This is a genomic window from Kaistella pullorum, from assembly GCF_014837035.1.
Taxonomy (GTDB): Bacteria; Bacteroidota; Bacteroidia; order Flavobacteriales; family Weeksellaceae; genus Kaistella; species Kaistella rhinocerotis.
Genome location: NZ_JACSPS010000002.1, coordinates 1 through 26,958, shown reverse-complemented (window position 1 = coordinate 26,958; position 26,958 = coordinate 1). Strand labels below are relative to the sequence as shown.

Below are 26,958 nucleotides of genomic sequence, written 5' to 3'. Positions count from 1 at the left end.
TTATTAACTTATTTGAAGCAAATGATTTTAATCGTTGATGATTCGCCCGAAAATATTATTTCCTTAAAAAAGGTGCTTGAAAAAAACGATTTTGAAGTCGATACGGCCTCGTCGGGCGAGGAAGCATTAAAAAAAATCCTTAAGAAATCTTACGTCCTCATCATCCTTGATGTTCAGATGCCGGGGATGGATGGTTTTGAGGTCGCTGAAGCCATTTCGGGCTACAGCAAAGCGAAAGAAACCGCGGTTATCTTCCTGTCTGCCGCAAGCGCGAATGTGAACCTCATTACGAAAGGTTATTCTTCCGGCGGGCTCGATTATATCAGCAAACCGGTAGATATGAACATCCTTTTGCTGAAAGTGAAAACATTCTACCGAATCTACGAACAGAGCCGTAAACTTCACGAAATGCAGGTTGCACTGCAGGAAGAAATTGAGTTCCGGAAAGAAGCGGAACGCAAAAAAGACGAGTTCATCAGCATCGCGAGTCACGAACTCAAAACACCGATGACGAGTATCAAAGGATACATTCAGCTGCTTGAAAGGAGCCTTGAAAAAAATGATATCGAAACGACAAGGTCGAGACTTACAAAAGTGCAGAATCAGGTAGAAAAACTTAATCTGCTTGTCGCCGACCTGCTCGATATTTCAAAAATAGAAAGTGGCAAGCTGAAGTTCAACAGACGTTATTTTTCGTTTGATGAAGTGCTTGATCATATTGTGGAAGTGATGCAGCAAAGTCATCCGCAGCTGAAAATGCATAAATCCGGTTTTGTGAGTGCTGAGATTTTTGGAGACGAAATGCGGATTGAGCAGGTCATCATCAATTTTATAACAAACGCGATCAAATACGCTCCCGGCAGCGACCAGATAGAGATCATGACAGAACTTCGTGATGACTGCGTCTATTTTTCCGTCCGCGACTTCGGTATCGGGATGTCTGAAGAACATCAACAGAAGATTTTCGACAAATTTTACAGAATCGAAGAAACCTCTGAGCGTTTCCAGGGTCTGGGCATCGGGCTCTACATCTGCCAGGAAATCATTGACCGTCACGGCGGCAAAATCGGTGTGAACAGCCAACCCGGCGAAGGATCCGAATTTTACTTTACTCTTCCGCTGCATCCTGTGCATGCGCAATCTGAAATATTATAAATATGAGTTTTAACCGAAATCTACTTTTTGGGCTGGGCATTTCGCTCCTTTTATTACTGGTGAGTTCAGCCGCCTCCTTTATAAGCATCAGAAACCTTATAGACAGTTCCGCGATGGTTCGCGAGACCAATAAAAACATCAGGGATCTTGAGACAATTTTCTCCTTGGTGAAAGATGCGGAGACCGGACAGCGTGGTTATCTCCTTTCCGGTGATTCACGTTTCCTGGAGCCGTACAACCGCTCGAAGGGCCGGATAGACGAGGCAATTACCAACCTTTCGGTCCAGCTTACGCATTCTGTGGAGCAGAGCCGCAACATGGAAAAGCTGCGCCACAGCATCGATACGCGCATCCAGATTCTGGACAGAAACCTTAATTACAAGCGCGTCAATAATCCGGTATCAGCGGAACAGTTGCTGGAGGGCAAAAAATACATGGACGAAATCCGCAATATGGTTTCAATCATGCAGTCTGCGGAGCAGAATGTGCTCGCATCCCGCACGGAGAGCATGAACAAATTTGCTTCCTACACGCCGATCCTGATTATCTTTTCGGCAATTTTAGCAATTACCATTACCTTGGTATTCTTCCGCCGTGTAAATCAGGATTTCCTTGAGAAAACCAATCTGACGAGCGAACTTGAGGAAAAGAACCTGGAAACGGAAAACCGCCTGAAAGCAATCGAAAAGGTCACAAGCCAAATCTCAAACGGTGATTACGACATATTATCTGACGAAAACGCACAGCAAAATCTGGGGAATGTAGCAAAACCATTGAACAGAATGGCTGCATCGCTTAAAGATTCATTCAATACACTGGAAACCAAAGAATGGCTCAGTTCATCTGTGGCCACATTGAACGACCGCATGATGGGTGACAAAACCATCGAAAACCTGGCTTCAGCAGTGCTTGAGACAATTACCGAAATCACGGGCAGCAGTGTAGCAGCACTTTATCTTCAGCAGGATAATTTCCTACACCTGTCTGGCTCTTTTGCAATGTCACGTGAAAACGGGCCGACCTCGCTAAATATCGGGGAAGGCATCACGGGTGAAAGCTTCCGGACAGGAAAAATGCAGCTTGTGGATGATATTTCTGAATCAAATATTACGATTAATTACGCCGCCGGTGGCACCAAACCTACAAATGTCGTGGCGCTTCCGATTACGCGTTATAATATTCCGCTTGGCGTGCTCGAACTTGGCAGTACGCGGAAATATTCACCACGTCAGCTGGAGTTTTTAGAAACCGTTGCAGGGAACATTGGACTGGCATTCCACAGTGCGCAAAGCCGGATCAAGCTGCAGGAACTTCTGGAAGAAACGCAGGCACAGTCTGAAGAACTGCAGTCGCAGCACTCGGAGCTTGAAAACATCAATGCTGAACTCGAGGCACAGTCTCAAAAGCTGTTGGCATCAGAGGAAGAACTTCGTGTGCAGCAGGAAGAACTCTTGCAGAGCAACCAGGAACTCGAAGAAAGAACCGCTCTGCTCGAGGAAAAAAATGTTCTGATTGAACAAAGGAATCTTGACATTCAGCAAAAATCGATTGAACTTGAGCAAAGCACCAAGTACAAGTCTGAGTTTTTGGCTAATATGTCGCACGAACTCCGCACACCGCTCAACTCCATCCTGCTCCTTTCCAAACTGATGTCTGAAAGTGAAGATCTTGACCCACAATACGTGGAATATGCCGAAGTGATGCAAAGCTCGGGTCAGGGACTTCTTCAACTCATCGATGAAATTCTAGATCTTTCCAAGATTGAATCGGGGAAAATGACTCTTGAATTCGGCGAAGTACCGTTAAGTGAGATCACGCGGGATATGCAGATGCTTTTCTCGCCTTTAGCAAAAGAAAAAAACCTCGCACTTAATATTAATGTGGAGGAAAACGCGGTTACGACGCTGCGTACCGATAAACTGAGACTGGAACAAATCCTTAAAAACCTGCTTTCTAATGCAATCAAATTCACTGGCGAAGGCAGCATTACGCTTAATGTTTCCGGTGAGAAAGAAAATATCGTCTTTAAAGTTATCGATACCGGAATTGGAATTGCAAAAGACAAAATGCGCCTTGTTTTTGAAGCCTTCCAGCAGGCAGACGGCTCCACGCAACGCAAATATGGCGGTACCGGTCTGGGCCTTTCGATCAGTCGCGAACTGGCGAGACTTCTGGGCGGAAACATCACGCTGAACAGTACCGAAGGTAAAGGCAGTGAATTTACCTTAACAATTCCGCTGGATGGTGAAAACCTGCACACCGCAGAGAAGGTGGAAGAAACCGCGCCAACTGGCATTACCGAAAAAATAACGGAAAAGCAGCCTGAACGTTACATTGCCGACCACATTCCGCAGCCTGTTGCTGATGACCGTGATACGATTTCCGAAGGTGACAAAGTGATTCTCATCATTGAGGATGATACGCCTTTCGCGAAGATACTTTTAGATTATGCCCGAAGCAAGAATTATAAGGCAATTGTCGCAGTGCGCGGCGATGTGGGTCTCGAGATGGCTCAGCATTACAAACCGCTCGCTATTTTGCTTGATATTCAGCTGCCGGTGATGGATGGCTGGCAAGTGATGGAAGCCTTAAAATCGAATCCTGAAACCAAGCCGATTCCGGTGCACATCATGTCATCGATGAAATTCAAGCAGGAAAGCCTGCTGCGCGGCGCGGTAGATTTCATCAATAAGCCTTTCGCACTCGAGCAGATGCAGGAGATATTCAAAAAGCTTGAAAACGCATTGAATAAAGGCCCAAAGAAGGTTTTGATCGTAGAAGAGAATGAGCAGCACGCAAAAGCTTTAAGCTATTTCCTTAGCGCGAATAACATTACCACCGATATCGCTACGAATGTAAGTGACAGTATCAATTCACTCCGCAGCCGTGAAATCGACTGTGTGATACTGGATATGGGCGTGCCCGACCGTAATGCGTACGACACACTTGAGACCATCAAGCAGAGCGAAGGTTTAGAGCAGCTTCCTATCATCGTATTTACGGGGAAAAACCTGTCGCAGGGCGAGGAAAACCGTATCAAGAAGTACGCAGACTCCATCGTGGTGAAAACCGCCTACTCTTATCAGCGTATTTTGGATGAAGCCGGTCTGTTTCTGCACCTTGTAGAGGAAAAAAACCGAAAGAATCTTCAGCCTGCTGGTACATTGAGTCTCACCGGCGAGTTGCGTAATATCCTGAAAGGGAAGACAGTACTGATTGCTGACGACGATGTGCGCAACATCTTTTCGCTTACAAAAGCTCTCGAAATTCATGGCATGACGGTGATTGCGGCGATGGATGGGAAAGAAGCGCTGAAAGCATTAGACAAAAATCCTGAAATCGATGTAGTGCTGATGGATATGATGATGCCGGAAATGGACGGCTATGAAAGCATTCGGGAGATCCGCTCGATGGCGCAATACCGAAATCTGCCGGTTTTGGCTGTCACTTCCAAAGCCATGATGGGTGACCGTGAAAAATGTATCGCCGTAGGCGCATCAGACTATATATCGAAACCTGTGGACATAGACCAGCTGATCTCACTTTTGCGGGTTTGGCTTTATGATAAACTTTAAATAAACATCGCAAAAATGAGCGAACAGAAAAAAATACTGATCATAGACGATGACAGCAAGAATATCTTTGCGCTGAGCGCGGTGCTGACGGCCAAGAAGTACGAATGCGTTTCCGCGCAGAGTGCCCGCGAAGGCCTTGATATTCTTCAGGCCCAACCCGAAATAGGTGTGGTGCTGATGGATATGATGATGCCGGAAATGGACGGTTACGAAGCCATAAGCGTGATGAAAAACGCCGGCAACCTGAAGCAGATTCCGGTGATTGCTGTGACGGCGCAGGCGATGACCGGCGACCGCGAAAAGTGCCTGGCCGCAGGTGCTGACGGCTATATTTCGAAACCTGTGAATGTGGACGAACTTTTGCAGGTGCTTAAACAATTAAATATTTAATAAAGGTGCTCTCTGAACGCAGCGACGAATACCTGGAAACTTTGCTTTCTGACGTGCTTGAAGTCTATGGATACGATTTCACGGGCTATTCACGTGCCTCGCTCAAACGGCGCATCGTGAGGCTTTATGAACTCGACAGGTTCGTAAGTTTTGCCGAATACCGCTACAGGATAAAAACCGATGCGGCTTATTTTAAAAGATTTCTGGAACAGGTTACCATTAATGTCACCGAAATGTTTCGCGATCCGGCTTTCTACAGCACTTTACGGACGGAGATCCTGCCACGACTCGGGACGTATCCTTTCATCAGAATTTGGGTCGCGGGTTGCAGCACGGGCGAAGAAGCCTATTCAGTCGCAATTTTTCTTAAAGAATTAAAACTCCTGCACAAATCGCTGATCTACGCCACAGACATCAATAATACCGTGCTCGAAAATGCGTCGCAGGCGATGATCCCGATGAGCAAGCTGCAGCTATACACCGAAAATTACCTGTCAGCAGGCGGCACAGAAAATTTTTCAGATTATTATTCGGCAAATTACAGCCTTGGCAAACTGAAAGATGAACTCCGCTCGAAAATCATCTTCTCAAGTCATAATCTGGTTACGGATAATTCATTCAATGAGTTCCAGCTTATCCTGTGCAGAAATGTGATCATCTATTTTGACCGGCCGCTGCAGAATAAAGTATTTGAACTGTTTGACAACAGCCTCGAAAAGTTCGGTTATCTGGCCCTTGGAACTAAGGAATCCCTCGACTTCTCACCGGTAGCTAAAAATTTTGAACGGCTGAAAGGCGAAAAGATCTGGCGAAAAATAAATTGATGATGAACTGTGATGCGCTGATGATTGGCGGCTCTGCCGGCAGCCTGGAAGTTCTGCTCAGAATTATTCCCGGTTTGGATGCTGCACTTCCCTTCCCTATAATCCTGGTGCTGCACCGTATGGCGGGTAAAGACAATGTACTTACCGATCTTCTCGCAGCCAAAACCAAACTTTCGGTAAAGGAAGTAGAAGAAAAAGAAAAACTAAGACCGGCCACGATTTACATTGCGCCACCCGGCTATCATCTGCTCATCGAGGGCAACCGAACTTTTTCACTGGACGCTTCCGAGAAAGTGAATTTTTCCCGACCTTCGCTGGACGTAAGTTTCGAAAGTGCAGCTGATGTTTTCAAAGACAAACTCGCCTGCCTTCTGCTTTCCGGTGCCAATAGTGACGGCAGCAAAGGTTTGGTGAAAGTGAAGGAAAAAGAAGGAATGGCGCTGGTACAGGATCCGGCCACAGCGGTGGTGAGCTATATGCCGGCCCATGCACTGGAAATCTTGACTCCAACCGCCATACTTACACCGGATGAAATGCCCGTATTTATTAATAATTTAGCAAAATGACAACAATATAATATGGATAAGAAAGTATTTATTTTTGATGATAATGAGGAAATCCTCGAGCTTTGCACCGAGATTCTGCAGGATCTGGGGTACGAGGTACAGACCTCACCTACTACAACCGATGTAGAAGAACAGGTCCTGGAGTTCATGCCCAGCCTGATATTTATGGACAACTGGCTACCGGACATCAGCGGCGTGGAAGCTACAAAACGTATTAAAGCCCATGAAGACCTTTGCCACATTCCCGTGATTTATTTTTCGGCGAACAGCAATATCGGTGAATTGGCCTCACTTGCAGGCGCAGATGATTATTTGGCAAAACCTTTTGACATTCAGCAGTTTGAAGAAACTGTATTGAAATATTCTGACGCATAAAAAGCAACGACAGAAATTTTACATAAACAATCCATCTTTCTTTTGAAGGATGGATTTCTTATGTGATTAAATTTTTATTTAAATAAATATTTATTGTTTATCAATAATTATTTATTACATTTGAATAAACATTTAAACTTATCAATCATGAAAAACACAGATGATTTCGTATTCAAAGCGCTGCATGTAATTGCCTGGATTATCTTTGTAGGCCTTAGCATCGAGGCCGGCGCACTGCTTGTGACGTTTGCTTTCAGCATATTTAAGCCTGAAACCGTACCTCTACTTTACCAAAAACTGGATCTCAGCCCCATGTACGCACGCAGCCAGATGGCATTTTACAGCATTTACAGTTTAATTTTGTCCGTTGCGGTTCTGAAAGCCTTCCTCTTTTATAAACTCATCGAACTTACCACCAAAATCGATTTGAAAAAACCATTTAAAGATCTCATTTCAAAACAGATTTACACGGTCAGCTATTTTACCTTCACAATTGGGATGCTGAGTTACTTCGGTCGTGAAACTGCAAAGCAACTCACTAAACGCGGATTCGAAACCGTAGGCGTACACGAATTCTGGGTAGACAGCGAGGCTTTTATACTGATGGCAGCGGTGATTTACGTCATCGGAAATATCTTTAAAAGAGGGATTGAACTGCAAAATGAAAACGAACTAACCGTCTGAGCTATGCCGATAATAGTAAACCTCGACGTCATGATGGCCAGACGCAAAATGTCTTTAAACGAACTTTCGGAAAAAGTCGATTTAACGCTGTCGAATTTGTCGATATTAAAAACCGGAAAAGCAAAAGCCGTACGTTTTTCTACATTGGAAGCCATTTGCAGAGTGCTCGACTGCCAGCCTGGAGATTTGTTGGAATTTATTCCGGAGAAAAATGATGTTAGAGACTGAATTTTAGAATGATACAGTTTTCCTAACCCTTCAAATAAGCTTCAATTTTTTCCTTCGGAATTAAATCAAGCAACGCATTCACATCGATAATTTTGTGTTTGTTGATGATGCTCTCTACCGCTTTTTGCGCATCCGGATAATTCACGAGCCTTTCGAGAAGTCCATAAACATTTACCATTTTCTTGTGCGTATTCTCTGCATCGCCGCCAAACCAAGAGCCGTTGAAATGGTGACTTACATAATTTTTGGGTAAATCCTGCGAGAAATAGACCGACGGAAAAAGTTTCACGCCATGCTTCAGTTCCTGTATGGTGTCGCTGTAGCGGTTGGCGCCATATTCTTTTTCAAGCATCTCAGAAAAAATGTCAGTATTGATGCGCTCAAAGAACCCATCCTGGCGGTTGTACCATTCCATAAAATCCCTGGATAACTGATGTTGAGGCTCTGCCATCCAGAAAGCGGAATACGGCACGCCTTTCACCTCGAAGCCGCAAACTGCTTTTTCTGCCAGGAATTCATCGAGTGGAAGCTTGAGCTCCATATCGGTGTCCATATAAATTCCACCGTGCTCGTACATCACTTTCGATCGCACATAATCGGAAACAAAAGCCCATTTCCCCTGTGCGTAGGCGTCTTTCACATACGCATTATCCTTCAGTGGCGAATTTTTATCGTTCCATTCTATAATTTCGAAATCAGGATGGATGCGTTTCCAGGAGGCGATGCAATGTTCGGCGAGTTCAGATTTTGGCTGTTCACCAAACCAACAGTAATGTATTTTTTTAGGAATCATAAATGATTGAAGATTTGAATTTTAATAACTTTTCAGCAAAGATTGAACCTAAAGTGTCTTATTTCAATTTTTAAATAAGTGCTATTTTTAATGAATTAAAAAATGCGAACCAAATGATACGTGCGCTCATCCTGCTATTCTTTCTCTTTCACCTCACTATGAAATCCCAACAAACCACATCAGCTTATCAACCCAAACCCTACGTCGAAATGAAAAGTCCGGAGTGGGTTAAAAATGCTACACTTTACGAACTGAATATTCGTCAGTTTTCTCCGGAAGGTAGTTTTAAAGCTGTCGAAAAACAACTTCCCCGCCTGAAGAAAATGGGCATCGATATTATTTGGCTGATGCCTGTGCAACCCATCGGCGAGGTAAACCGCAAAGGCAGTCTCGGCAGTTACTATTCTGTGAAAGATTATTTGGGCATCAATCCTGAATTCGGTACAGAAGCCGATTTCCGCAGTTTGGTAAAAGCCATCCACGCGCACGGCATGTACGTGATCCTTGATTGGGTGGCGAATCACAGCAGCTGGGATAATGAATTGGTTAAAAAACATCCGGAATGGTACACGAAATCCCGTGACGGCAAATTCCAGTCCACGCCGTGGCGGGATTATGATGATATCATCGACTTTGATTACAGCCAGCCTGGTTTGCGGAAATACATGACGGATGCTTTAAAGTTTTGGGTGAAAGAATATGACATTGACGGTTATCGATGTGACGTAGCCAGTTTTGTCCCTATCGATTTCTGGGAAAATGTGCGCACAGAACTTGACGCTATAAAACCTGTTTTCATGCTGGCGGAAGCGGAAGACAAAGAACTTCACCGAAAGGCGTTCGACGCAACTTATAACTGGACATTGTGGAACATCCTTCATCAAATTGCCATAAGCGGTAAAAGTGTAAAGTCCCTCGGTGAAGCCTACATCGCAGAACATGTCTCTATCTTTCCAAAAGAAGGAATCCGAATGAATTTCATCGACAATCACGACAAAAATTCGTGGGAAGGAACTCAATTCACCAATTTTGGCGCTGCTTTGAATGCTTCCATCGTTTTTTCTGCTTTAATGGACGGTATGCCGCTTGTTTACAGTGGTCAGGAAGCCGGACTAGACCGCTCGCTGCAATTTTTCGAACGCGATCCCATCGATTGGAAAGAACATGAAATCGCGAAACTTTATACGGCACTTTTCACTTTAAAGCATAAACACCAGGCACTTTGGAACGGCCAACATGGCGGTGAAATGGTCAGGATCATGAATGATAAGATGGATCAGGTCATTTCGTTTGTTCGTGAAAAAAATGGGGATAAGGTTATCGCAATTCTGAATATGAGCAAAGATCCAGCGCAGGTAAACATCGACACGCATTTCGATGAAGGCACGTATACGAATCTCTTTAGCGGAAAAGAACAGAAAATCCCAAAAACTACATCCTTAAAGATGGCGCCGTGGGAGTATGTGGTGCTGCATAACTCGAAATAAGCTAATCAACATTGGAGAAAAGAAACGCTTTCCCGTTTATTTTGCCGCATCTTTGCCTATTAAATATTTAAAAATGTCCGCTAACAAAAATACGCCTGAGAAAACACGTCTTCACCCACGAAACAAAAACCGCGAACCTTATGATCTGAAGGCACTTATCGCTACTGAACCGGATTTGGCCCTGCACATCAAACCCAACAAACACGGCATAGATTCTGTCGACTTCGCCAATCCACAAGCGGTAAAACTGCTCAACAAGGCCATTTTGAACCAATATTACGGCATAAAAAGCTGGCATTTTCCGGATGAGAATCTTTGCCCGCCAATTCCGGGTCGTGCAGATTACCTGCATCAGATGGCAGATTTGCTTACACAAAGCAATTTCGGCACACCTCCAAATGCGGCAAACATTACCGTTCTCGATGTAGGCGTTGGCGCCAACTGCATTTATCCTATTCTTGGAATCGCCGAATATGGCTGGAGCTTCATTGGCTCGGACATTGATCCAAAATCGGTTGAATCTGCACAGGACAATATCGCGGCGAATGATCAACTGAAAGACAAAGCCGAAATCAGGCTTCAGAAGGATGCAAAAAACATCTTTAAAGGAGTCATCAATCAAAATGAGCATATTGATTTCACCATGTGCAATCCGCCCTTTCACGCGTCAGCCGAAGATGCAGAAAAAGGAAGCCTGCGTAAGATCCGCAACCTCACTGGTAAAAAAACGGTTAAAACCGAACTGAATTTTTCAGGGGTTACTAATGAACTGATCTATCCGGGTGGGGAGATCGCGTTCATCCGCAACATGATTTCGGAAAGCAAAGATTTCGGCAAGAACTGTTTTTGGTTTTCGACTTTAATTTCAAAAGAATCAAACCTTAAAAAAATCTATAAACTGCTCGGCGAAGCGGAGATTTTCCATGTGAAGACAATTCAGATGGGCACGGGTAACAAATCGAGCCGAATTATCGCCTGGACTTTCCTCGATAAAAATGAGCAAAAAAGCTGGAGAGAAAACAGGTGGCGCGAGAAATAAAAACATTTTTTCATTTTATTCAAACCTTATCAGGCTGATTAGAATAATCTATTTTGCCACCACACCTTTGGCTTGAAATTTCCATAACTTGTCGCTGCAAACTGCAGGAAATATGAGTGACGGATTAATAAATTTCAGACAGGGTTTCACTTTCAAAAAACATACACCGGAAGACATCTCGCCTTTCGACCGTATTTTTGATGTCTTCAAAGATCTTTTGACGCACACTTCCGGCGATCTGGATGAAGCTTTCGAGTGGCTTGAAATGCTCGATAAGGAGTATGACATTTTTAATGAAGATTATTCGCTTGAAGATTTCATTGAAGACCTGAAAAAACGCGGCTACATTAAAGAAGAAAAAGACTCCGAAGACGGCAACACAGGCGAAGGAAAAGGTAAAAACTTGCTGACGCCAAAGCTTGAGAAGGCCTTGCGCGAATTTGCGCTCGATCAGATTTTTGGCAAACTCAAAAAAACCGGCATCGGCAATCACCGCACTTCCAAAACCGGAATTGGCGACGAACGTGACGGCGAAAACAGAAACTTCCAGTTTGGCGACGACCTAACCGCTGTGAACATGACTGAAAGTCTGAAAAATGCGCAGATAAATAACGGAATCAGTGACTTGCGCATGACCGAAGACGATTTGATCGTGGAGGAAACCCGCCACAAAGCGCAGATGAGCACCGTGTTGATGATTGACATCAGCCACTCGATGATTTTATACGGCGAAGACCGCATCACGCCTGCAAAAAAAGTTGCGATGGCCCTTGTAGAACTCATCAAGCGGAAATATCCGAAAGATTCAATTGATATTATCGTGTTCGGAAATGAAGCCTGGCCGATTAAAATCAAAGACCTACCCTATCTGCAGGTTGGGCCCTATCACACCAATACGGTAGCCGGACTGGAACTCGCGATGGATATTTTGCGGCGCAAGCGGAACACAAATAAACAGATTTTCATGATAACGGACGGCAAACCGAGCTGCATCAAACTGCCTACCGGCGAATTTTACATGAACAGTGTCGGATTAGACGAGATGATTGTCGCCCAATGTCTGAACAAAGCCGCGCAGGCACGGAAACTGAAGATTCCTATCACTACATTTATGATCGCGCAGGATCCTTATCTCCGACGGTTTGTGGAAGCTTTCACGGCGCAGAACAAAGGAAAAGCTTTCCTCACCGGACTTTCAAATCTTGGCGAAATGATTTTCGAGGATTACGAAAGGAACTGGATCAGGAGAATTTAAGTTTATTATAAGAGCCAAGGCAAAAGTAAAATAGCCATGTTTTGGTTTCGCTACTCATTAGTGCAAAAACATCCAAACCTTCAACCAGCAAACACCAACCATCAACAAACAACCATCAACAAACAAAATGATAAACGATACTACATTCAGACAACTTAAAGAATCAGGCTATGCACACAAGACGATTTCAGAAGAGATTCAGCAGAACCTGATTGCTAAAATTAAGGCCAAAGAACCCATTTTCGAAGGACTTTGGGGCTATGAAGACACCGTGATTCCTCAGCTTAAAAAAGCTCTGCTGGCGGGACATCACATCAATCTTCTGGGACTTCGCGGACAGGCAAAAACCCGTATCGCGCGCAGCATGGTGAGCCTTTTGGATGAATACATGCCCATTGTAAAAGGTTCAGAAATCAATGACAGTCCCTTTCAGCCGATCTCCAAATATGCGCGTGACCTGATTGCAGAAAAAGGTGATGACACACCCATTTCGTGGGTTCACCGCAGCGACCGTTTCTTTGAAAAACTCGCCACACCGGACGTTAATGTAGCTGATCTGATCGGTGATATCGACCCGATAAAAGCAGCTACGCTCAAACTTCCTTATTCCGATGAGCGTGTATTGCATTACGGCATGATTCCGCGGGCAAACCGCTGTATTTTCGTATTGAATGAGTTGCCCGATTTGCAGGCCAGGATCCAGGTTTCACTGTTCAATATTCTGCAGGAAGGCGACATACAGATCCGCGGCTTCCAGTTGAGGATGCCGCTTGACATCCAGTTTGTATTCACCGCGAATCCGGAAGATTATACCAACCGCGGAAGCATCGTGACACCGCTGAAGGATAGAATCGGTTCGCAGATTTTCACGCACTACCCGAAAACCATTCCGCTCGCCCGGCAGATCACCGAGCAGGAAGCCAACATTTCGGCCGGTGACAGTGCTAAGATTTCGATTCCAGATATGGCCAGAGACCTTCTCGAGGAAATCGCATTTTCTGCACGTGACAGCGAATTTGTAGATGCCAAAAGCGGCGTGAGTGCACGACTTACCATCAGTGCGATGGAAAATCTGGTCGCAGCTGCAAAATTAAGGTTGCTTGAAACAGATTCGGAGAAAACCTCGATACGTCTGATGGATTTTATGTCCGTGATTCCCTCGATTACCGGTAAGATTGAACTCGTGTATGAAGGTGAGCAGGAAGGCGCCGACCACGTGGCGAAGTTGCTTATCGATCAAGCAGTTATGACACAGTTCGAACAGATTTTCCCGCGGATCCCAAAGCTCGAGAAAGAAAGCATAAAAACGCCGTACACCGATCTTATCAAATGGTTTGATGACAACCAACTCGAACTCAATTATAACGATAGCGATGATGAACTCAACGGCAAATTGAATGAAGTAAAACCGCTGGATGTGCTGATTGACGAAAATACCGCCGACCTCGGTGACGGTGACCGCAGTTTCTGCAAAGAACTTATATTGTGGGCATTAGCAGCCAATAAAAAACTCGATAAAACCCAAACAGAAAACAAATACACTTTCGACTCTGCCGGGATCGGAAAATATTTCAGCAAGTAACACGGCCTTAAAAAAGAAATGCCCCGCAGATGCGGGGCATTTCTTTGTTTGTATCTTAATCAACCATCGCTTCGCCGGCCTTGCGGTAGGTGAAGTTTCCGTAAATATGGCGTCGCGCAAAACGGCTTGGCGAATCTGCGTTAACCATTTTAATGTAGGTATTCCGCGGCACGCCGATGTATTCGAACATTTTACCGTTCAGATGTTGGATTTTGAGGATCTGCTTTTCATAATCGAAATCCTGAATATTCGATTTGGTCGTGGTTTCCGTGTATTCTTCCTTATATTTCTCTTGTGTCTCGGGGTTAATGCTGACGAGGAAATGATACGCTTCAATCACCGATTTGCTTTTCTCCTCAGCTTCCAGCTTTCCGGCTTCATCATTCACGAATTTATCGGGATGTGCATCCTTCATGGTGTTGCGGTAGATGGTTTTCAGGTCTTTCAGCGTGGCGGTTTTGTCGACGCCAAGAAGTTTTCTGTGTTCGCCAATTCTTTTCATATATCGTTCTGTTGTTTGGTTTAAGTATCGTAAATTCAACGGTTAAAACTCTCGACCTGAATTTCGGGGTGCAAAATTAGGCTTTTAAAATTTAAGGCCCATTTTTTAATTTTTAGGCTCCCTGAACTACGTTCGTAAACTTCAACTAAAGCATTCGCTTTACTTTCGTTTATGCCCTCCGTTCCCGCTTCCGCCGTGCCGGCGGAGAGCTCCACTCAGGTCGGGGCGCGGGTCCACGGTAAAAACACAGATCGCGATAAAAATAAAAGTTGTACTAATAACAAACTGCGGAGACCGCGCGAAAACCTAGCCCGGATCGAAGCGGCATCCTTTTTTGGTGGCTGAGGCCGCCGAAGCCACCAAGAAAGATACAGCGGAGAGCCGGATAAAGCTCCTGAAAAAATTATCCAAAAACCCTATCTTTGCGGCTTAAAATTTTACTGAAAATGAATCCCTTTATTGAAGAACTGAAATGGCGCGGTCTGTACGCAGACATGATGCCCGGAACCGATGAACAGCTGAACAAAGAATTGACAACAGCCTATATCGGGTTTGATCCTACGGCAGATTCGCTTCATATCGGGAGTTTGGTTCAGATCAAGATTCTGGCGCATTTTCAGCAGCACGGCCACAAACCAATTGCTTTGGTGGGAGGTGCTACCGGCATGATCGGCGATCCGTCCGGAAAATCTACCGAAAGAAACGCACTTGACGAAGAAACGCTGAATCATTATGTTTCCTGTCTTAAAGGTCAGCTTACGAAGTTCCTGAAGTTTGACGGCAGCGAAGCCAACAGCGCGGAACTGGTAAACAATTACGACTGGATGAAAGAGTTTTCTTTCCTCGAATTCATCCGCGATATCGGCAAAAACATCACGGTGAACTACATGATGGCCAAAGAATCGGTGAAGAAAAGGATCACCGGTGAAGGCGGTGCAGAAGGCATGAGTTTTACCGAATTCAGTTACCAGCTGTTGCAGGGTTACGATTTCCTGCATCTTTACCGTGCGAAAAACGTGAAACTGCAGATGGGCGGCAGCGACCAGTGGGGAAATATCACCACCGGCACCGAACTGATCCGCAGAAAAGTCCAGGGCGAGGCCTTCGCGCTCACTGTCCCGCTGATCACAAAAGCAGACGGTTCAAAATTCGGCAAATCTGAAAGCGGCGAAAACTACTGGCTCGATCCGAAAAAGACGTCGCCGTACAAATTCTACCAGTTTTGGGTGAATGCTACGGATGAAGATGCTGAACGTTTTATTAAATTCTACACCTTCCTGACTAAAGAAGAAATCGAAACGTTAATCGCAGAACATAAAACGGCACCGCACGAGCGTAAACTACAGAAAAAACTGGCTGAAGAAGTAACCGTTTGGGTTCATAACCGCGAAGAATTTGAAAAAGCCGTGAAGGCTTCGGAAATACTGTTCGGTCGTTCCACAGCTGAAGATTTGGTGAATCTGGATGAAGCAACATTCCTGGAGGTCTTTGAAGGTGTTCCACAGAAGGAAATCGCGAAAATAGAAGTGCTGGAAGGCGGTGTGATTGATCTGATATCAGAAAAATCCGGTTTTCTTAAATCAAAGGGCGAGGCGAGACGAGAGCTTCAAAGCAACTCGATATCCATAAATAAAGAAAAAATAAACGACACTTTTCAGATAAAGGAATCTGATCTGATCGACGGCAAGTTCCTGTTGCTTCAAAAAGGAAAGAAAAATTACTTCATCGTAAAGGCTGTTTAAACTACAACAATCCGGCTCCAAGCCGGATTTTTTGTTATTACTAGCATATAGTTTCAGGCCTATAGCCACACTTGTAAACAGCTGTTTAACTTTTAAAGTTGTAATTTTACACCTAATTTATTTTAATGGCAGTTATCATTTTCATCATTGTGCTCTGGTATTCAGGGCTTTTTTTCCAGACTTTTTTTCTGCACCGCTACGCAGCGCACCAAACTTTCAAAATGTCGAAATTCGGCGAAAAACTGTGTTATGTACTAACGTGGGTTACACAGGGATCCAATTATCTTTCGGCCTACGGCTACGGTGTAATGCACCGCATGCATCATGCCTACGCAGATACCGAGAAAGATCCGCACTCACCGAAGTACGACCACAATCTGTTCACTATGATGTGGCGCACAAAAAGCATTTACCAGCAGATCAACAAGCAAAAGGTAATCATCGAAGAGAAATTCACCAAAAATGTTCCGCAGTGGGAAGCTTTTGATAAGTTCGCGAGTTCCTGGGGTTCCAGAATTGGCTGGGCAATCGCGTATACCGCTTTCTTTTACTTTTTCGCCACGGCGTGGTGGCAGTGGATCCTGCTTCCGGTTGCTTATATGATGGCGCCAATTCATGGCGTGATCATCAACTGGTTCGGACATATCTATGGTTATGTAAACTTTAAAGTTTCAGATACTTCAAAAAACCTGTTCCGTTTTGATTGGCTGATGATGGGCGAAGGCTATCACAACAATCATCACAAATACGGTGGAAGAGCGAATTTTGGAGGCGTAAGATGGCATGAGATTGACGTTACGTATCTGATCATGTTGCTTTTAGACAAAATGAAACTGATCAAACTGAAGCCGGTCGCGGTGGTAAAAAGGGAAGTTTAAAAAATAAAACCGGATTTTTGATCCGGTTTTTTTATTTAACTACAAAGTACAGAAAGAATTACACAATGGTCCCAAGTCGTATCTTTGGATATGCTGCAGAGACACCAATGCGCAAGAAATCTGCGTGATCAGCGTGATCTGAAGGCATTAAAAATAAACAAATCTATAAGTGACAGGCCGCCGCTGCCATTCCTCTCATAGGATGTCGCACATTCCTTTAAAGCGCCCTGACCCGGAAAATTGCAATATATTTGCGTATGGAATTACAATATCTCGTTCGCGAGCCCGAAACAATCACGCCTTCTACTACCCTACTTGTCCTGCTTCACGGTTACGGAAGCAATGAAGAAGACCTTTTTTCATTTGCGCCCACAATTCCGGAAGACTGGCTCATCGTCAGCTTCCGTGCGCCCCACAACTCGCATTATGGTGGCTATTCGTGGTATGATATTGACCTGATGAATGTGGAAAACCGCGTAGATGTACCGCAGGCGAGGCAATCATTAGAAAATATTTTGGCCAATATCATGAGTGTCAGCAACCGGTACGGTCTTACGGACAACCAGACGCACCTCATCGGCTTTTCACAGGGCGGCATCATATCTTATGCACTCGCGCTAGAATATCCTGAGTTGTTTAACAAAGTGGCCTGTCTCAGCGCATATCCCGAAGAAAAGATAATGCCCAACATGGTGAAAGACAAGAAGAAGCTCGAGCATTTGCGCTTCTTCATTTCACACGGAACTGATGATGCAACAGTGCCGCTCGAATGGGGCCGGAAAGCCGCGGATCTGTTATACGACCTTAGCTGTTTTTTCAGTTTTCGCGAATACATGAACGGACACGGCGTCAACCAGAAAAACTACATGGACCTGATGGACTTTTTGCGTAAATAAATTTATTAACCAAATGAAAAGGCTTTCGATTTTACTTCTGTTGCTTTCCATCCAGATTCAGGTCCACGGACAGGCAGCAGGTTCAGAACCCGAAAAACAGAGTACGCGGTCGGCTAATGTGAAAATTTTAAGTGAAAACTTTTCGGCACCGCAGCTAAACACAACCCGGCGAATCTGGATTTACCTTCCGCCCGATTACGTTTCATCCCGAAAAAAATATCCGGTCCTGTATATGCATGACGGCCAAAATCTGTTTGACGACAAAACTTCGTTTGCCGGAGAATGGCAGATAGACGAGGCGCTTGATAAAATTTACGGAGAAACCGGAAAATCGGCAATTGTCGTTGGCATCGATAATGGCGGCGAAAAGCGGATGGATGAACTTTCACCATTCAAAAACGAAAAATACGGTGGCGGCCACGGCGAAGAATATATGCGGTTCATTGTCGAAACGCTGAAACCTTACATTGACGGAAACTTCCGCACGAAACCGGGACGCAAGCACACGATTTTAGGCGGCAGTTCGCTCGGAGCATTGATTTCGGTATATGGCGGCGTAAAACACCCTGGGACTTTTGGAAAAATTTTGGCGTTCAGCAACGCATTTTGGTTCAATGAGTCTGAACTTGAAAATTTCATTAAAAATTCAAAACAGAACCTACGTCACCAAAAATATTATTTCGTACAGGGTAAGAACGAATCTGCTGAAATGGTGGCGCAGACGCAGAAAATAATCGACGCGCTGAAATCTAGGAGTGTGAAGGCAAAAAACATTTACAACCGCTCAGATGAGGACGGCAAACACAACGAAATGTACTGGCGGGGCGAGTTTCCGGCAGCTTTTCTTTGGCTTAAATAATTGGTTTTAGCGGTCGAAAGCGTTTGGATGGCTGTTTTTTATTTCATCCACCGTACCCAAAACTTTTTGCTCCAGAGAATTCTGATACTGCTGCAGTTTATGCGCAACACCGTCATCAAAAGTACCGATTATTTTAGCGGCTAGAATCCCGGCATTCGCAGCGCCGTTCAGCGCAACCGTTGCAACAGGAATCCCCGACGGCATTTGCAAAATAGACAGTACGGAATCCCATCCGTCGATGGAATTTGAGGATAAAATCGGTACACCAATCACCGGCAATGTCGTACAGCTTGCGACCATTCCCGGCAAGTGTGCGGCACCACCTGCTCCGGCGATGATCACGCTGATCCCGCGGTTTTTCGCGGTTTCGGCATACTCCAGCATACGTTTTGGCGTGCGGTGCGCGGAAACCACCGTAAGTTCGTAAGAAATGTCAAGCGATTTCAGGAAATCAGCTGCCTGCTCCATTATTTTCAGGTCGCTTTGGCTCCCCATGATGATTCCGACCATTGGTGTTGATGTTTTAATAATTATATCAGGCTAAAGATAAGGGTTTTCGCAGAATTTTGGAGAGAAAATGCCGCTGACGCTCGCGATTTTATTGCACTTGCCATCCACAATCCGGACAGAGAAACCCCTTGAAATTTGCGCGCCGAGTCTTCCTTAAAATGTTTTCGGTAAGATTTAAAATGAAGTAGAATAACGATCTGCAATTGGCGTAGTGATAAAACCTTTCAGCCGGCAGCGTCATATGCCTTTTTAAGCCAGCCGATTACTTCCTCGTCAATATCCTGCAGGCCGGAAATGCTTAATTTATGCGAACACATTGCATTGGGTTTTTCAGCTTCCAGTTTTCCGGTCGTCTCCTGTCCTTTCAGGTTGAGGCCAATTTCGAAGCGAGTCTTTGTGGCAGGGTTCAGAATTGCGAACTGTTTCTTCCGCCTCAAACTTACATAAGCGTTTTTTGGCGCAACCTCGATATCGTTGCCAAATGCTTTAATCTCCGACAGAAGCCTGTCGTAAACCGGTTTGAAATGTTCTTTTCCGCTGTATTGCCTGGTGATCAGTTCATCCTGATTTTCGGCCGAACCGGCATCAGTTTCATTGGCTTTATGCGCCACAAGATTGGCAAATCCGTGCGTGAAAGCGTGATTTTCTTTCAGATATTTAATGATTTCACCGTGCTTCGCGATGTTTTGAGCCTTTACGGTCTCAATCCATTGCGCCAAAGTTTTGCCTGTATTTTTATACAGGTTTTCGATCATCGTTTGTGTAGCTTTATCCATGGCTTAAGGTTTTGACTTCCATATTTTATCGGAAAAAGGCAGGTACTGAGGGAGCGCGGCAGAGCCGTACCAAGGGAAAATTTCGTAGTCCAACAGTCCGTTTTTTACCGCCGGATCGGTTTGTAACAATTGCGTTGCCTCTTCCCGCGTCTTTAAATTATTTAAGATAAAAATGCCCCGGTAATTTTTCTCATTTTTACCGAAAGGTCCTGCCACAATCAATTTGTCCTCGGCCACGAGGCGGTTGATGTTGGTCATGTGGCCTTTGAAACTTTCAGCAACAAGCGCTTTATCCGCGGATGTGTTGGCGCCAGTTTTCAGAATAACCAGGAAGTAATTTTTCATTCCATAATCGTCCGCGCCCATTCTCTTGGCTAATTCATTGTCGTAATTGGGGTTTGTTCCCAAACTCGTCTTATCTTTCTCAGTCTGCCCAAAAATGAGGGAAGCAGCAGCAAGGAAAGTAAAAATCAATACAGCTTTCATTTTATAATATATTTTATATGTTGCCGGTTACCGCTAGCTGAGAAGACCGCTTTGCCAATCATTAAAAATACAAAGATATCCTGGAATCAGTTACCTGTTTCACCGCTGGATTTTTTAATTCTGCAGATTCAAATGCTCTGTTTCTGATATTTTTCCGGTCGCTCTTTTGCTGAACTTAAGACTGGAAAATTTGTCTTTTGGTTTGTGAAGGCGCATTGTCAATGGAACTTCTCCGCTTCACCCATTTGTAGATTTCAAACCACAGAACGGAAACCGCGGCTACCAGAAATGCAGTCAGCAATTCCCGCAAAGACAATCCAACCAATCGGAAAAACGCCGCAAAAGAAGGTATGTAAAGTATTGCAGCCAGCAACAGTAAAGTAACACTGATGACGATCGGGAAGAGATTGTTCCTGTATTTCAGTGTCTCAAAAATACTGTATTTGAATGACCGGTTCGTTAAACTCAACAAAATGTTTGCAAATATCAGCGTCGTAAAAACCATTGCGCGTGTGGTAGCTTCGTCACCACCCTGCTGCATCGTAAACTGATAGATAACAAGAATTCCGCCGGTAATCATTAAACCCTGTATGATACTGATGCTCAATTCCTTCCAGTTCAGGAAAGTTTCGGTCATTCGGCGGGGATTCTGTTTCATTGTTTCTTTTTCCATCGGCTCATTCTCGTACACGATGGAACAGGTAGGACCCATGATCAATTCAAGGAAAATGACATGAACAGGAGTGAAGATTTGCGGATAAATCCATCCTAAAAACAATGGCAGAGAAACCGTAAGGATAATCGGTATATGAATGGAGATGATGTATTGAATGGCTTTTTTTATGTTGCTGTAAATCCTTCTACCCGCCGCAATGCCGGTCACCAGTTTATTAAGGTCGTCGTTGATAATGACCAGGGAAGCGGCGGCCTTCGCAATTTCGGTTCCTTTGTTTCCCATCGCCACACCAATATGAGCGGCTTTAAGTGCCGGCGCATCGTTCACGCCGTCGCCGAGCATGGCCACTACTGCGTCATCTTTCTTTAAAGCGTTGACCATCTTCAGTTTGGCTTCCGGAAACATCCGTGTAAAAAGCGTGGTTTTCCTGGAAAGTTCAGTAAGTTCCTGTTCAGTATGATCTACGATTTCCGCGCCATTCACTGCGGGTGAACTGTTGATAATTCCGGCTTGTAGCGCAATGGCATTTGTAGTTTCTTCGCTGTCACCGGTAATCACTTTTACTTTGATGCCCGCATCATAGATTTGCCTAAAAACATCCTCAATTCCGGCTTTTGGCGGATCATAAAACACAGTAAAACCTAAAAACTCAAAGTTAAAATCCTGCTGTTTTTCGGGGAAATCATTTCTTTCAAAATTCGATTTGGCTACGCCTAAAAGCCGGTAACCCTGCTTGCCGAGTTGTTTAATTTGCGCACGTAACTGTGTTTTTTCGTTTTCCGACAAATCTGACACACCCAAAAGCGCTTCAGGCGCTCCTTTGGCTGCAATGAGACGTTCTTTGTTTTTTTTATTTTCAAATATGTGCGTCATCATCGGCGGCTTGCCTTCCAGCGGATATTCATGGATCATTCGGAAATTTTGCCGAACATCTGTGTTCTGGGTCTGTTCGTAAATCTTGTGCAGGGATTTTTCCATTGGGTCGAACGGTACAGGCTCACTGCTCCACATCGCAAATTGTATCAGTTCTGCCAGCACAGGATCATTGAACTGGCCGTCCTCATAAAGACGGTGCGTCCGAAAGTCATACAGCGCTTTCAGTTGCATCGAATTTTCGGTGATCGTGCCGGTTTTATCGGTACAGATCACGGTGGTACTTCCCAAAGTTTCCACTACTGTGCTTCGTTTGATGATGATGCCTTCGCGCATGAGTTTCCAGGCTCCCAAAGCCATAAATGTGGTGAATGCAACCGGAATCTCTTCGGGTAAAATTGACATCGCCAGCGTAAGACCAACCAGGAGACTTTCGATAATATCACCGCTCTGCCAAAAACTGTAACCCCAAACCATGATGAACACCACGATTCCAATGACTGCCATGCCTTTAACGAATTTGGTGATTTGGGCGTGCAATGGCGACTGATCTTCCTGAATAGACTGAATTGACTCTCCTATCTTACCTAATTTTGTAGAGTCGCCGATATTCTGCACTTCAAAAACAGCCAGCCCCGAAACCACCAGCGTTCCGCTGTACACATTCCTGTCCTCGGTTTCCAGACTTTTAAAAACTGAAAACGTTTCACCAGTCAGCGATGCCTCATTTACCGAAAAATCATTGCTGTGAACAATTTGGCCGTCGGCACTGATCATTTTGCCCTCTTCGGTGATGCACAGATCACCGACGGCAATTTCATGTGTGGGAATCTGTATCATTTTAGAACTCCGGATGACGGTACTTAAAGGCTCATTGAGTTTTTCGAGCGCTTCCAGTGCTTTCTTGCTGCGGTTGTCCTGATAAAAGGAAATCCCCGACACCGCCACGATTGCAGCGAGCATAAAAGCAGCTTCGCCATAATCTCCCACAATGAGGTAAATAATGGCGACGGCAATAAGCAGCAGCAACATCGGTTCTTTTAGAATATCGAGAAGTAAGCTGAACCAGGAACTTTTTGGGGCTGAATGAATTCTGTTGTAGCCGTATTTCTTTTGAGAAGCCAGAACCTCCTCATTTGAAAGTCCGGTAAGGTGTTGGGGGATGTTGTGCGCCATAGCTTTAAAAATCAAATAAATTTCACAGCCAATGAAGACCTGCATTATGCGCAATGTCTAAAAAAAATATAGCGTCGAAGTGTATTTAATGATACATTTTCCGCATGTCCTAATTTAGTTAAAAGAACAATATAAAACTGCAATTAGAGTAAATTCTGCAGGTAAGGAAAAACAGAAGCAAATACAGCGGTCGCACCCTGTTTTGTGTTCATTTTTTTAACTGAAACAGGTGTCTTCGTCTTTCCGCCGTTTAAAGCTGGCGTTCGACAAATGTTTTACAGTAAGCTTTGATCTGCTCCCGGACCTGCCTGAACTGGTCTGTCACTTCTTCCGGCGTGCCTGCCGCCTTGGCGGGATCCGGGAAATTATGGTGAAGTTTTTGCGCTTCCGATGGGAAGAATGGGCACCGCTCTTTGGCATTGTCGCACACAGTGATTACAAAATCGAAATCGATGTTGCGGTACTCGTCAATATGGTTGGAGGTGTGGTTCGAAATATCGATTCCGTCCTCTTCCATCGTTGCAATGGCTTTTGGATTTACACCGTGCGTTTCAATCCCTGCACTGAAAACATTGGCTTTCTCTCCTGCAAAATGCCGCAAATATCCCTCCGCGATCTGGCTTCTGCAACTGTTTCCAGTGCAAAGCACCAGTACATTTTTTTTCATACGCTGTAATATTTTTGTTTTAAAAATAAACTCATCCTAACCAGCAAAATAAGAACCGGCACTTCAATTAAAGGCCCGATTACGCCCACAAAGGCCTGCGGAGAATGAATTCCGAAAACGGCTATAGCCACGGCGATGGCTAACTCGAAATTATTGCCGGTGGCGGTAAATGCAATGGATGCGTTTTTATCGTATGGCACTTTCAGATAGAGGCTGATAAAGAAACTCACGAAAAACATCACTACAAAGTAGATGATCAACGGTATTGCGATTTTCACCACATCCAGCGGCAACTCCAATATCTTATCGCCTTTCAAACTGAACATCAGTACAATAGTAAACAGCAGCGCGTATAAAGTGATGGGCGAAATCTTTGGCACAAATTTTCTGTTATACCACTCAATTCCTTTTGATCTTACCAGGAAATAACGGCTGAGAAAACCGGCTAAAAACGGAACGCCTAAATAGATCAGAACGCTTTGGGTAACATCTTTCATCGGGACGCGGATATTGAAATTGGCGATTCCGAGCTGGGCCGGCAATACATTAATAAAGAGCCAAACGAAAAAACTGTAGGTTAAGATTTGAAAGACACTGTTCAGTGCCACCAACAATGCAGTGTACTCTCTGTTGGCTTGGGCCAAATCGCTCCAGACGATCACCATTGCAATACATCTGGCCAGGCCGATCAGTATCAGACCCGACATATATTCAGGTTCGTTGCGTAAAAACAAAACGGCCAGCGCAAACATAAGCACCGTGCCGATCGCCCAGTTTAAAACGAGTGTGATCCCTATTACTTTCCGGTCTTTCAAGGCATTGGGCAACAGTGAATAATCTACTTTTGCAAGCGGCGGATACATCATCAATACCAACCCGATGGCGAGCGGAATATTGGTTGTACCAACCGTAAAACCGTCCATCACTCCGGCTATATTTGGAAACAGATAACCCAAGCCTACACCGAGTGCTATGGCGAGGAAAATCCATAAAGTCAGGTATCTGTCCAGAAATTTTAGTTTTGGCTGCATCTCCTAAGATTTAGCAACAGCCACTACCCGGCTCGCAAGTACCTGTATTCACCGTCAATTCGGCTAAGTTTTTCTTCGGTTTCCCAGCCGGGATTCCGCAGGAGTCCTGGGCCAGACAGGCGGTGGTTTTGTTTTTAAGTACAAAAGTTTCACCATTGAAATCGAGGTCATATTTACCTATTGTCTGATCCTGGTATTCGACTTCAATTTCCAAATCTTCTTCAATACCCAGTTTTTCCTGCGACAGCTGTATGATGTGGAGCAGTTTGCCCGGCTTCAAACGGTGTTCAAAATCGTCGGCGTTCCACAATTGGAAGTTGACCACTTTTTCGGAGCGGATCACACCTCCACAATCGATGAAATTCTTAAGGAGAATCCCCACTTCAGTGACGTGGAAATGCTCGGGAACAAAAGTTCCGTTTTCGAGTTGAAATTCAACATTTTGCAATGTCGGCAAGATCTGTTTTACGTCTGACAGTTTCATCTTATTTAGTTTTAATAATTGTAGTAAGAAATATTCCAGACAATGAATCAGCAGCAGTTCCCTTTTATGACGGTTTGCAGTATATTCGAAAAATAAGAATTCAGCAGGCTCACGGCATTTTCATCGATACAATAGCAGATTGAATTACCTTCGATGCTTCCTTTGATGATTCCGGCGTTTTTGAGTTCCTTTAAATGTTGCGAAACGGTAGGCTGCGCCAGAGGGAGTTCGTTTACGATGTCGCCGCAGATGCATTGGTTGACCTTCATCAGATATTCTATTATGGCGATTCTTGCGGGATGGCCGAGCGCTTTAGCCATTTTGGCAATTTGGTTTTGGCTGTCTGTAAAATGATCTGTCTTTGTGGCTCCCATCGTTCGTGTTTATAATATTGCAATATTACGATATAGTTTAAAACCATGCAAACAAAAGTTTAACGGAATTACTTCGATGTTACCGCCCGTACGCGCGAGGAACATAATACCGGAGCGACTTAGTGATCACGAAATGCCGGAACCCGTTGTCATGCTCTCGGAAAAAGCCCGGATTTCCAATGCTGAATTAATTACAAAAACGGATCTTGGACCGGCGGAAGGTAGTATGGGCGGTAACGGTTTCGGCTATGAGAAGTTGCGGCATTGAACCGGAAAGATAGTAAAACATCGCAAACTTTCAATCACCTGAGTATTGTCTTAAAGAGTTGGAAACCAGCAATTTTTATAGCCATAGTTAACTGCAGGCATAATTTTCGACTCCGCTATTGGTTCAATTTTTCTTTTTTATATCGATTTGATAAAATGATAATTGAAATAACATAGATCACTACAATTGCCAATGGAATAAAAACAAATCTTTCTTCGGGGAACAAATACCAAAGTGTTAGAACAGATATTGTTCGAACTAACGAATGAAATATTCCAATCCAATGGTCAATGATCCAACTTAAGGGCAACCACATTAAACCAGTCAAAATTCCAACGGTTAACGGTAAAGATGTATAATTTTCAATAAAAAACGGAATTGCAATTGAATACACTAGTATTGCTTGGGCAGCAGTATAGAAGAATAGAGTATTAAAAGTATTTTTCGGTTTGCTCTTATCGAGGAAATCTTCTCCAGTAAGTTTCGAGATTCCCATTCCTAAATACACAATCGATCCTGTTGAAATGAACAAAACCCAAACAGTAATTTGATCACTAAAAAACATTCCTGAAATTGCCACTGCTGACCAGGCGATCAAACCCGCAATTGGTGTTGCTAATAATTTCCCTCGTTTAAATTCATTCTTTTGGTCTTCAAGTGTTCTTCCAATCCCTTGCATATTTGATAAAGTTCAGATGGTTTGTAGGTTCTGTTTTTTAATGCTTGCAGTTAACGGTTGGGTATTTCTGTTGGCGGGGATTATGATAACTGGTCTTTCTAAATATAACAAAAAGAAGTATTAGCGAA

General features: G+C 44.3%; 28 protein-coding genes. 17 read left to right on the top strand and 11 right to left on the bottom strand.

The features are described 5' to 3' along the window. Nucleotides 1–21: 21 nt before the first annotated feature. The 8 genes from H9628_RS04560 (at nt 22) to H9628_RS04525 (ending at nt 7,797) form a co-directional block, all read left to right on the top strand. Nucleotides 22–1,155 (top strand): ATP-binding response regulator, encoded by a 1,134-nt coding sequence (locus H9628_RS04560; protein WP_251832946.1) that lies wholly within the window; start codon nt 22–24, stop codon nt 1,153–1,155. Between the two features lie 2 nt (nt 1,156–1,157). After that, nucleotides 1,158–4,730: a response regulator gene (locus H9628_RS04555; protein WP_251832945.1), complete on the top strand. Its 3,573-nt coding sequence runs from the start codon at nt 1,158–1,160 to the stop codon at nt 4,728–4,730. A gap of 15 nt (nt 4,731–4,745) precedes the next feature. Further along, the gene (locus H9628_RS04550; protein WP_251832944.1) at nt 4,746–5,120 is read left to right on the top strand and encodes a response regulator; all 375 of its coding nucleotides are present in this window, start codon (nt 4,746–4,748) and stop codon (nt 5,118–5,120) included. A gap of 5 nt (nt 5,121–5,125) precedes the next feature. Then, the gene (locus H9628_RS04545; RefSeq protein ID WP_251832943.1) at nt 5,126–5,944 is read left to right on the top strand and encodes a CheR family methyltransferase; all 819 of its coding nucleotides are present in this window, start codon (nt 5,126–5,128) and stop codon (nt 5,942–5,944) included. Next, entirely contained in the window at nt 5,944–6,510 is a 567-nt protein-coding gene (locus H9628_RS04540) for a chemotaxis protein CheB (protein WP_251832942.1), read from the top strand. Before H9628_RS04545 ends, H9628_RS04540 begins: the two co-directional genes overlap by 1 nt. Before the next feature lie 12 nt (nt 6,511–6,522). Further along, complete coding sequence (locus tag H9628_RS04535) at nt 6,523–6,885, top strand: response regulator (RefSeq protein WP_251832941.1); 363 nt, start codon at nt 6,523–6,525, stop codon at nt 6,883–6,885. 147 nt (nt 6,886–7,032) lie between these two features. Next, nucleotides 7,033–7,569, top strand: coding sequence for a DUF2975 domain-containing protein (locus H9628_RS04530; RefSeq protein WP_251832940.1), 537 nt, complete (start codon nt 7,033–7,035; stop codon nt 7,567–7,569). A gap of 3 nt (nt 7,570–7,572) precedes the next feature. After that, nucleotides 7,573–7,797: a helix-turn-helix domain-containing protein gene (locus H9628_RS04525; RefSeq protein ID WP_251832939.1), complete on the top strand. Its 225-nt coding sequence runs from the start codon at nt 7,573–7,575 to the stop codon at nt 7,795–7,797. A gap of 22 nt (nt 7,798–7,819) precedes the next feature. On the opposite strand, the gene H9628_RS04520 is transcribed toward H9628_RS04525, so the two are convergent. Further along, on the bottom strand, nt 7,820–8,590 hold the full coding sequence (locus H9628_RS04520) for a glycosyltransferase family 32 protein (RefSeq protein WP_251832938.1): 771 nt from the start codon (nt 8,588–8,590) through the stop codon (nt 7,820–7,822). A 113-nt stretch (nt 8,591–8,703) separates the two neighbouring features. Here H9628_RS04520 and H9628_RS04515 point away from each other — a divergent pair, with 113 nt between their 5' ends. The 4 genes from H9628_RS04515 (at nt 8,704) to H9628_RS04500 (ending at nt 13,953) form a co-directional block, all read left to right on the top strand. Then, nucleotides 8,704–10,077 (top strand): alpha-amylase family glycosyl hydrolase, encoded by a 1,374-nt coding sequence (locus H9628_RS04515; RefSeq protein ID WP_251832937.1) that lies wholly within the window; start codon nt 8,704–8,706, stop codon nt 10,075–10,077. 73 nt (nt 10,078–10,150) lie between these two features. Next, a complete protein-coding gene (gene rlmF, locus H9628_RS04510; RefSeq protein WP_251832936.1) occupies nt 10,151–11,116 on the top strand; it encodes a 23S rRNA (adenine(1618)-N(6))-methyltransferase RlmF in 966 nt (321 codons plus the stop codon). Between the two features lie 112 nt (nt 11,117–11,228). Then, entirely contained in the window at nt 11,229–12,371 is a 1,143-nt protein-coding gene (locus H9628_RS04505; protein ID WP_251832935.1) for a vWA domain-containing protein, read from the top strand. 127 nt (nt 12,372–12,498) lie between these two features. Further along, nucleotides 12,499–13,953, top strand: a complete 1,455-nt coding sequence (locus tag H9628_RS04500; protein ID WP_251832934.1) for a sigma 54-interacting transcriptional regulator — start codon at nt 12,499–12,501, stop codon at nt 13,951–13,953. A gap of 55 nt (nt 13,954–14,008) precedes the next feature. On the opposite strand, the gene H9628_RS04495 is transcribed toward H9628_RS04500, so the two are convergent. Continuing rightward, the gene (locus tag H9628_RS04495) at nt 14,009–14,455 is read right to left on the bottom strand and encodes a KTSC domain-containing protein (RefSeq protein WP_251832933.1); all 447 of its coding nucleotides are present in this window, start codon (nt 14,453–14,455) and stop codon (nt 14,009–14,011) included. A gap of 446 nt (nt 14,456–14,901) precedes the next feature. Here H9628_RS04495 and tyrS point away from each other — a divergent pair, with 446 nt between their 5' ends. The 4 genes from tyrS to H9628_RS04475 all read left to right on the top strand — a co-directional run bounded on the left by tyrS (nt 14,902) and on the right by H9628_RS04475 (nt 18,830). Then, nucleotides 14,902–16,197, top strand: a complete 1,296-nt coding sequence (gene tyrS, locus H9628_RS04490; protein WP_251832932.1) for a tyrosine--tRNA ligase — start codon at nt 14,902–14,904, stop codon at nt 16,195–16,197. A 125-nt stretch (nt 16,198–16,322) separates the two neighbouring features. Continuing rightward, the gene (locus tag H9628_RS04485) at nt 16,323–17,075 is read left to right on the top strand and encodes an acyl-CoA desaturase (protein ID WP_251832931.1); all 753 of its coding nucleotides are present in this window, start codon (nt 16,323–16,325) and stop codon (nt 17,073–17,075) included. 257 nt (nt 17,076–17,332) lie between these two features. Further along, entirely contained in the window at nt 17,333–17,971 is a 639-nt protein-coding gene (locus H9628_RS04480; RefSeq protein ID WP_251832930.1) for an alpha/beta hydrolase, read from the top strand. 13 nt (nt 17,972–17,984) lie between these two features. Continuing rightward, on the top strand, nt 17,985–18,830 hold the full coding sequence (locus tag H9628_RS04475; protein ID WP_251832929.1) for an alpha/beta hydrolase: 846 nt from the start codon (nt 17,985–17,987) through the stop codon (nt 18,828–18,830). Nucleotides 18,831–18,836: 6 nt separating this feature from the next. Here H9628_RS04475 and purE read toward each other — a convergent pair whose 3' ends face one another. The 8 genes from purE to H9628_RS04435 all read right to left on the bottom strand — a co-directional run bounded on the left by purE (nt 18,837) and on the right by H9628_RS04435 (nt 25,883). Beyond that, complete coding sequence (gene purE / locus H9628_RS04470; RefSeq protein ID WP_251832928.1) at nt 18,837–19,340, bottom strand: 5-(carboxyamino)imidazole ribonucleotide mutase; 504 nt, start codon at nt 19,338–19,340, stop codon at nt 18,837–18,839. A gap of 224 nt (nt 19,341–19,564) precedes the next feature. Further along, nucleotides 19,565–20,116, bottom strand: coding sequence for a DUF5655 domain-containing protein (locus H9628_RS04465; RefSeq protein WP_251832927.1), 552 nt, complete (start codon nt 20,114–20,116; stop codon nt 19,565–19,567). Nucleotides 20,117–20,119: 3 nt separating this feature from the next. Continuing rightward, nucleotides 20,120–20,602: a YciI family protein gene (locus H9628_RS04460; RefSeq protein WP_251832926.1), complete on the bottom strand. Its 483-nt coding sequence runs from the start codon at nt 20,600–20,602 to the stop codon at nt 20,120–20,122. A 175-nt stretch (nt 20,603–20,777) separates the two neighbouring features. Then, a complete protein-coding gene (locus H9628_RS04455; RefSeq protein WP_251832925.1) occupies nt 20,778–23,327 on the bottom strand; it encodes a cation-translocating P-type ATPase in 2,550 nt (849 codons plus the stop codon). A 250-nt stretch (nt 23,328–23,577) separates the two neighbouring features. Beyond that, nucleotides 23,578–23,994 carry an arsenate reductase ArsC gene (locus tag H9628_RS04450; RefSeq protein ID WP_251832924.1) on the bottom strand — a complete coding sequence of 139 codons (417 nt, stop codon included), beginning with the start codon at nt 23,992–23,994 and terminating at the stop codon, nt 23,578–23,580. Next, nucleotides 23,991–25,025, bottom strand: coding sequence for an ACR3 family arsenite efflux transporter (gene arsB / locus H9628_RS04445; protein ID WP_251832923.1), 1,035 nt, complete (start codon nt 25,023–25,025; stop codon nt 23,991–23,993). Before arsB ends, H9628_RS04450 begins: the two co-directional genes overlap by 4 nt. Before the next feature lie 10 nt (nt 25,026–25,035). Continuing rightward, nucleotides 25,036–25,509, bottom strand: a complete 474-nt coding sequence (locus tag H9628_RS04440) for a DUF6428 family protein (RefSeq protein WP_251832922.1) — start codon at nt 25,507–25,509, stop codon at nt 25,036–25,038. Nucleotides 25,510–25,556: 47 nt separating this feature from the next. Beyond that, nucleotides 25,557–25,883, bottom strand: coding sequence for an ArsR/SmtB family transcription factor (locus H9628_RS04435; protein WP_251832921.1), 327 nt, complete (start codon nt 25,881–25,883; stop codon nt 25,557–25,559). A gap of 76 nt (nt 25,884–25,959) precedes the next feature. Here H9628_RS04435 and H9628_RS04430 point away from each other — a divergent pair, with 76 nt between their 5' ends. Continuing rightward, nucleotides 25,960–26,151, top strand: coding sequence for a hypothetical protein (locus tag H9628_RS04430; RefSeq protein ID WP_251832920.1), 192 nt, complete (start codon nt 25,960–25,962; stop codon nt 26,149–26,151). 115 nt (nt 26,152–26,266) lie between these two features. On the opposite strand, the gene H9628_RS04425 is transcribed toward H9628_RS04430, so the two are convergent. Further along, entirely contained in the window at nt 26,267–26,830 is a 564-nt protein-coding gene (locus H9628_RS04425) for a DUF7010 family protein (protein ID WP_251832919.1), read from the bottom strand. Nucleotides 26,831–26,958 lie beyond the last annotated feature (128 nt).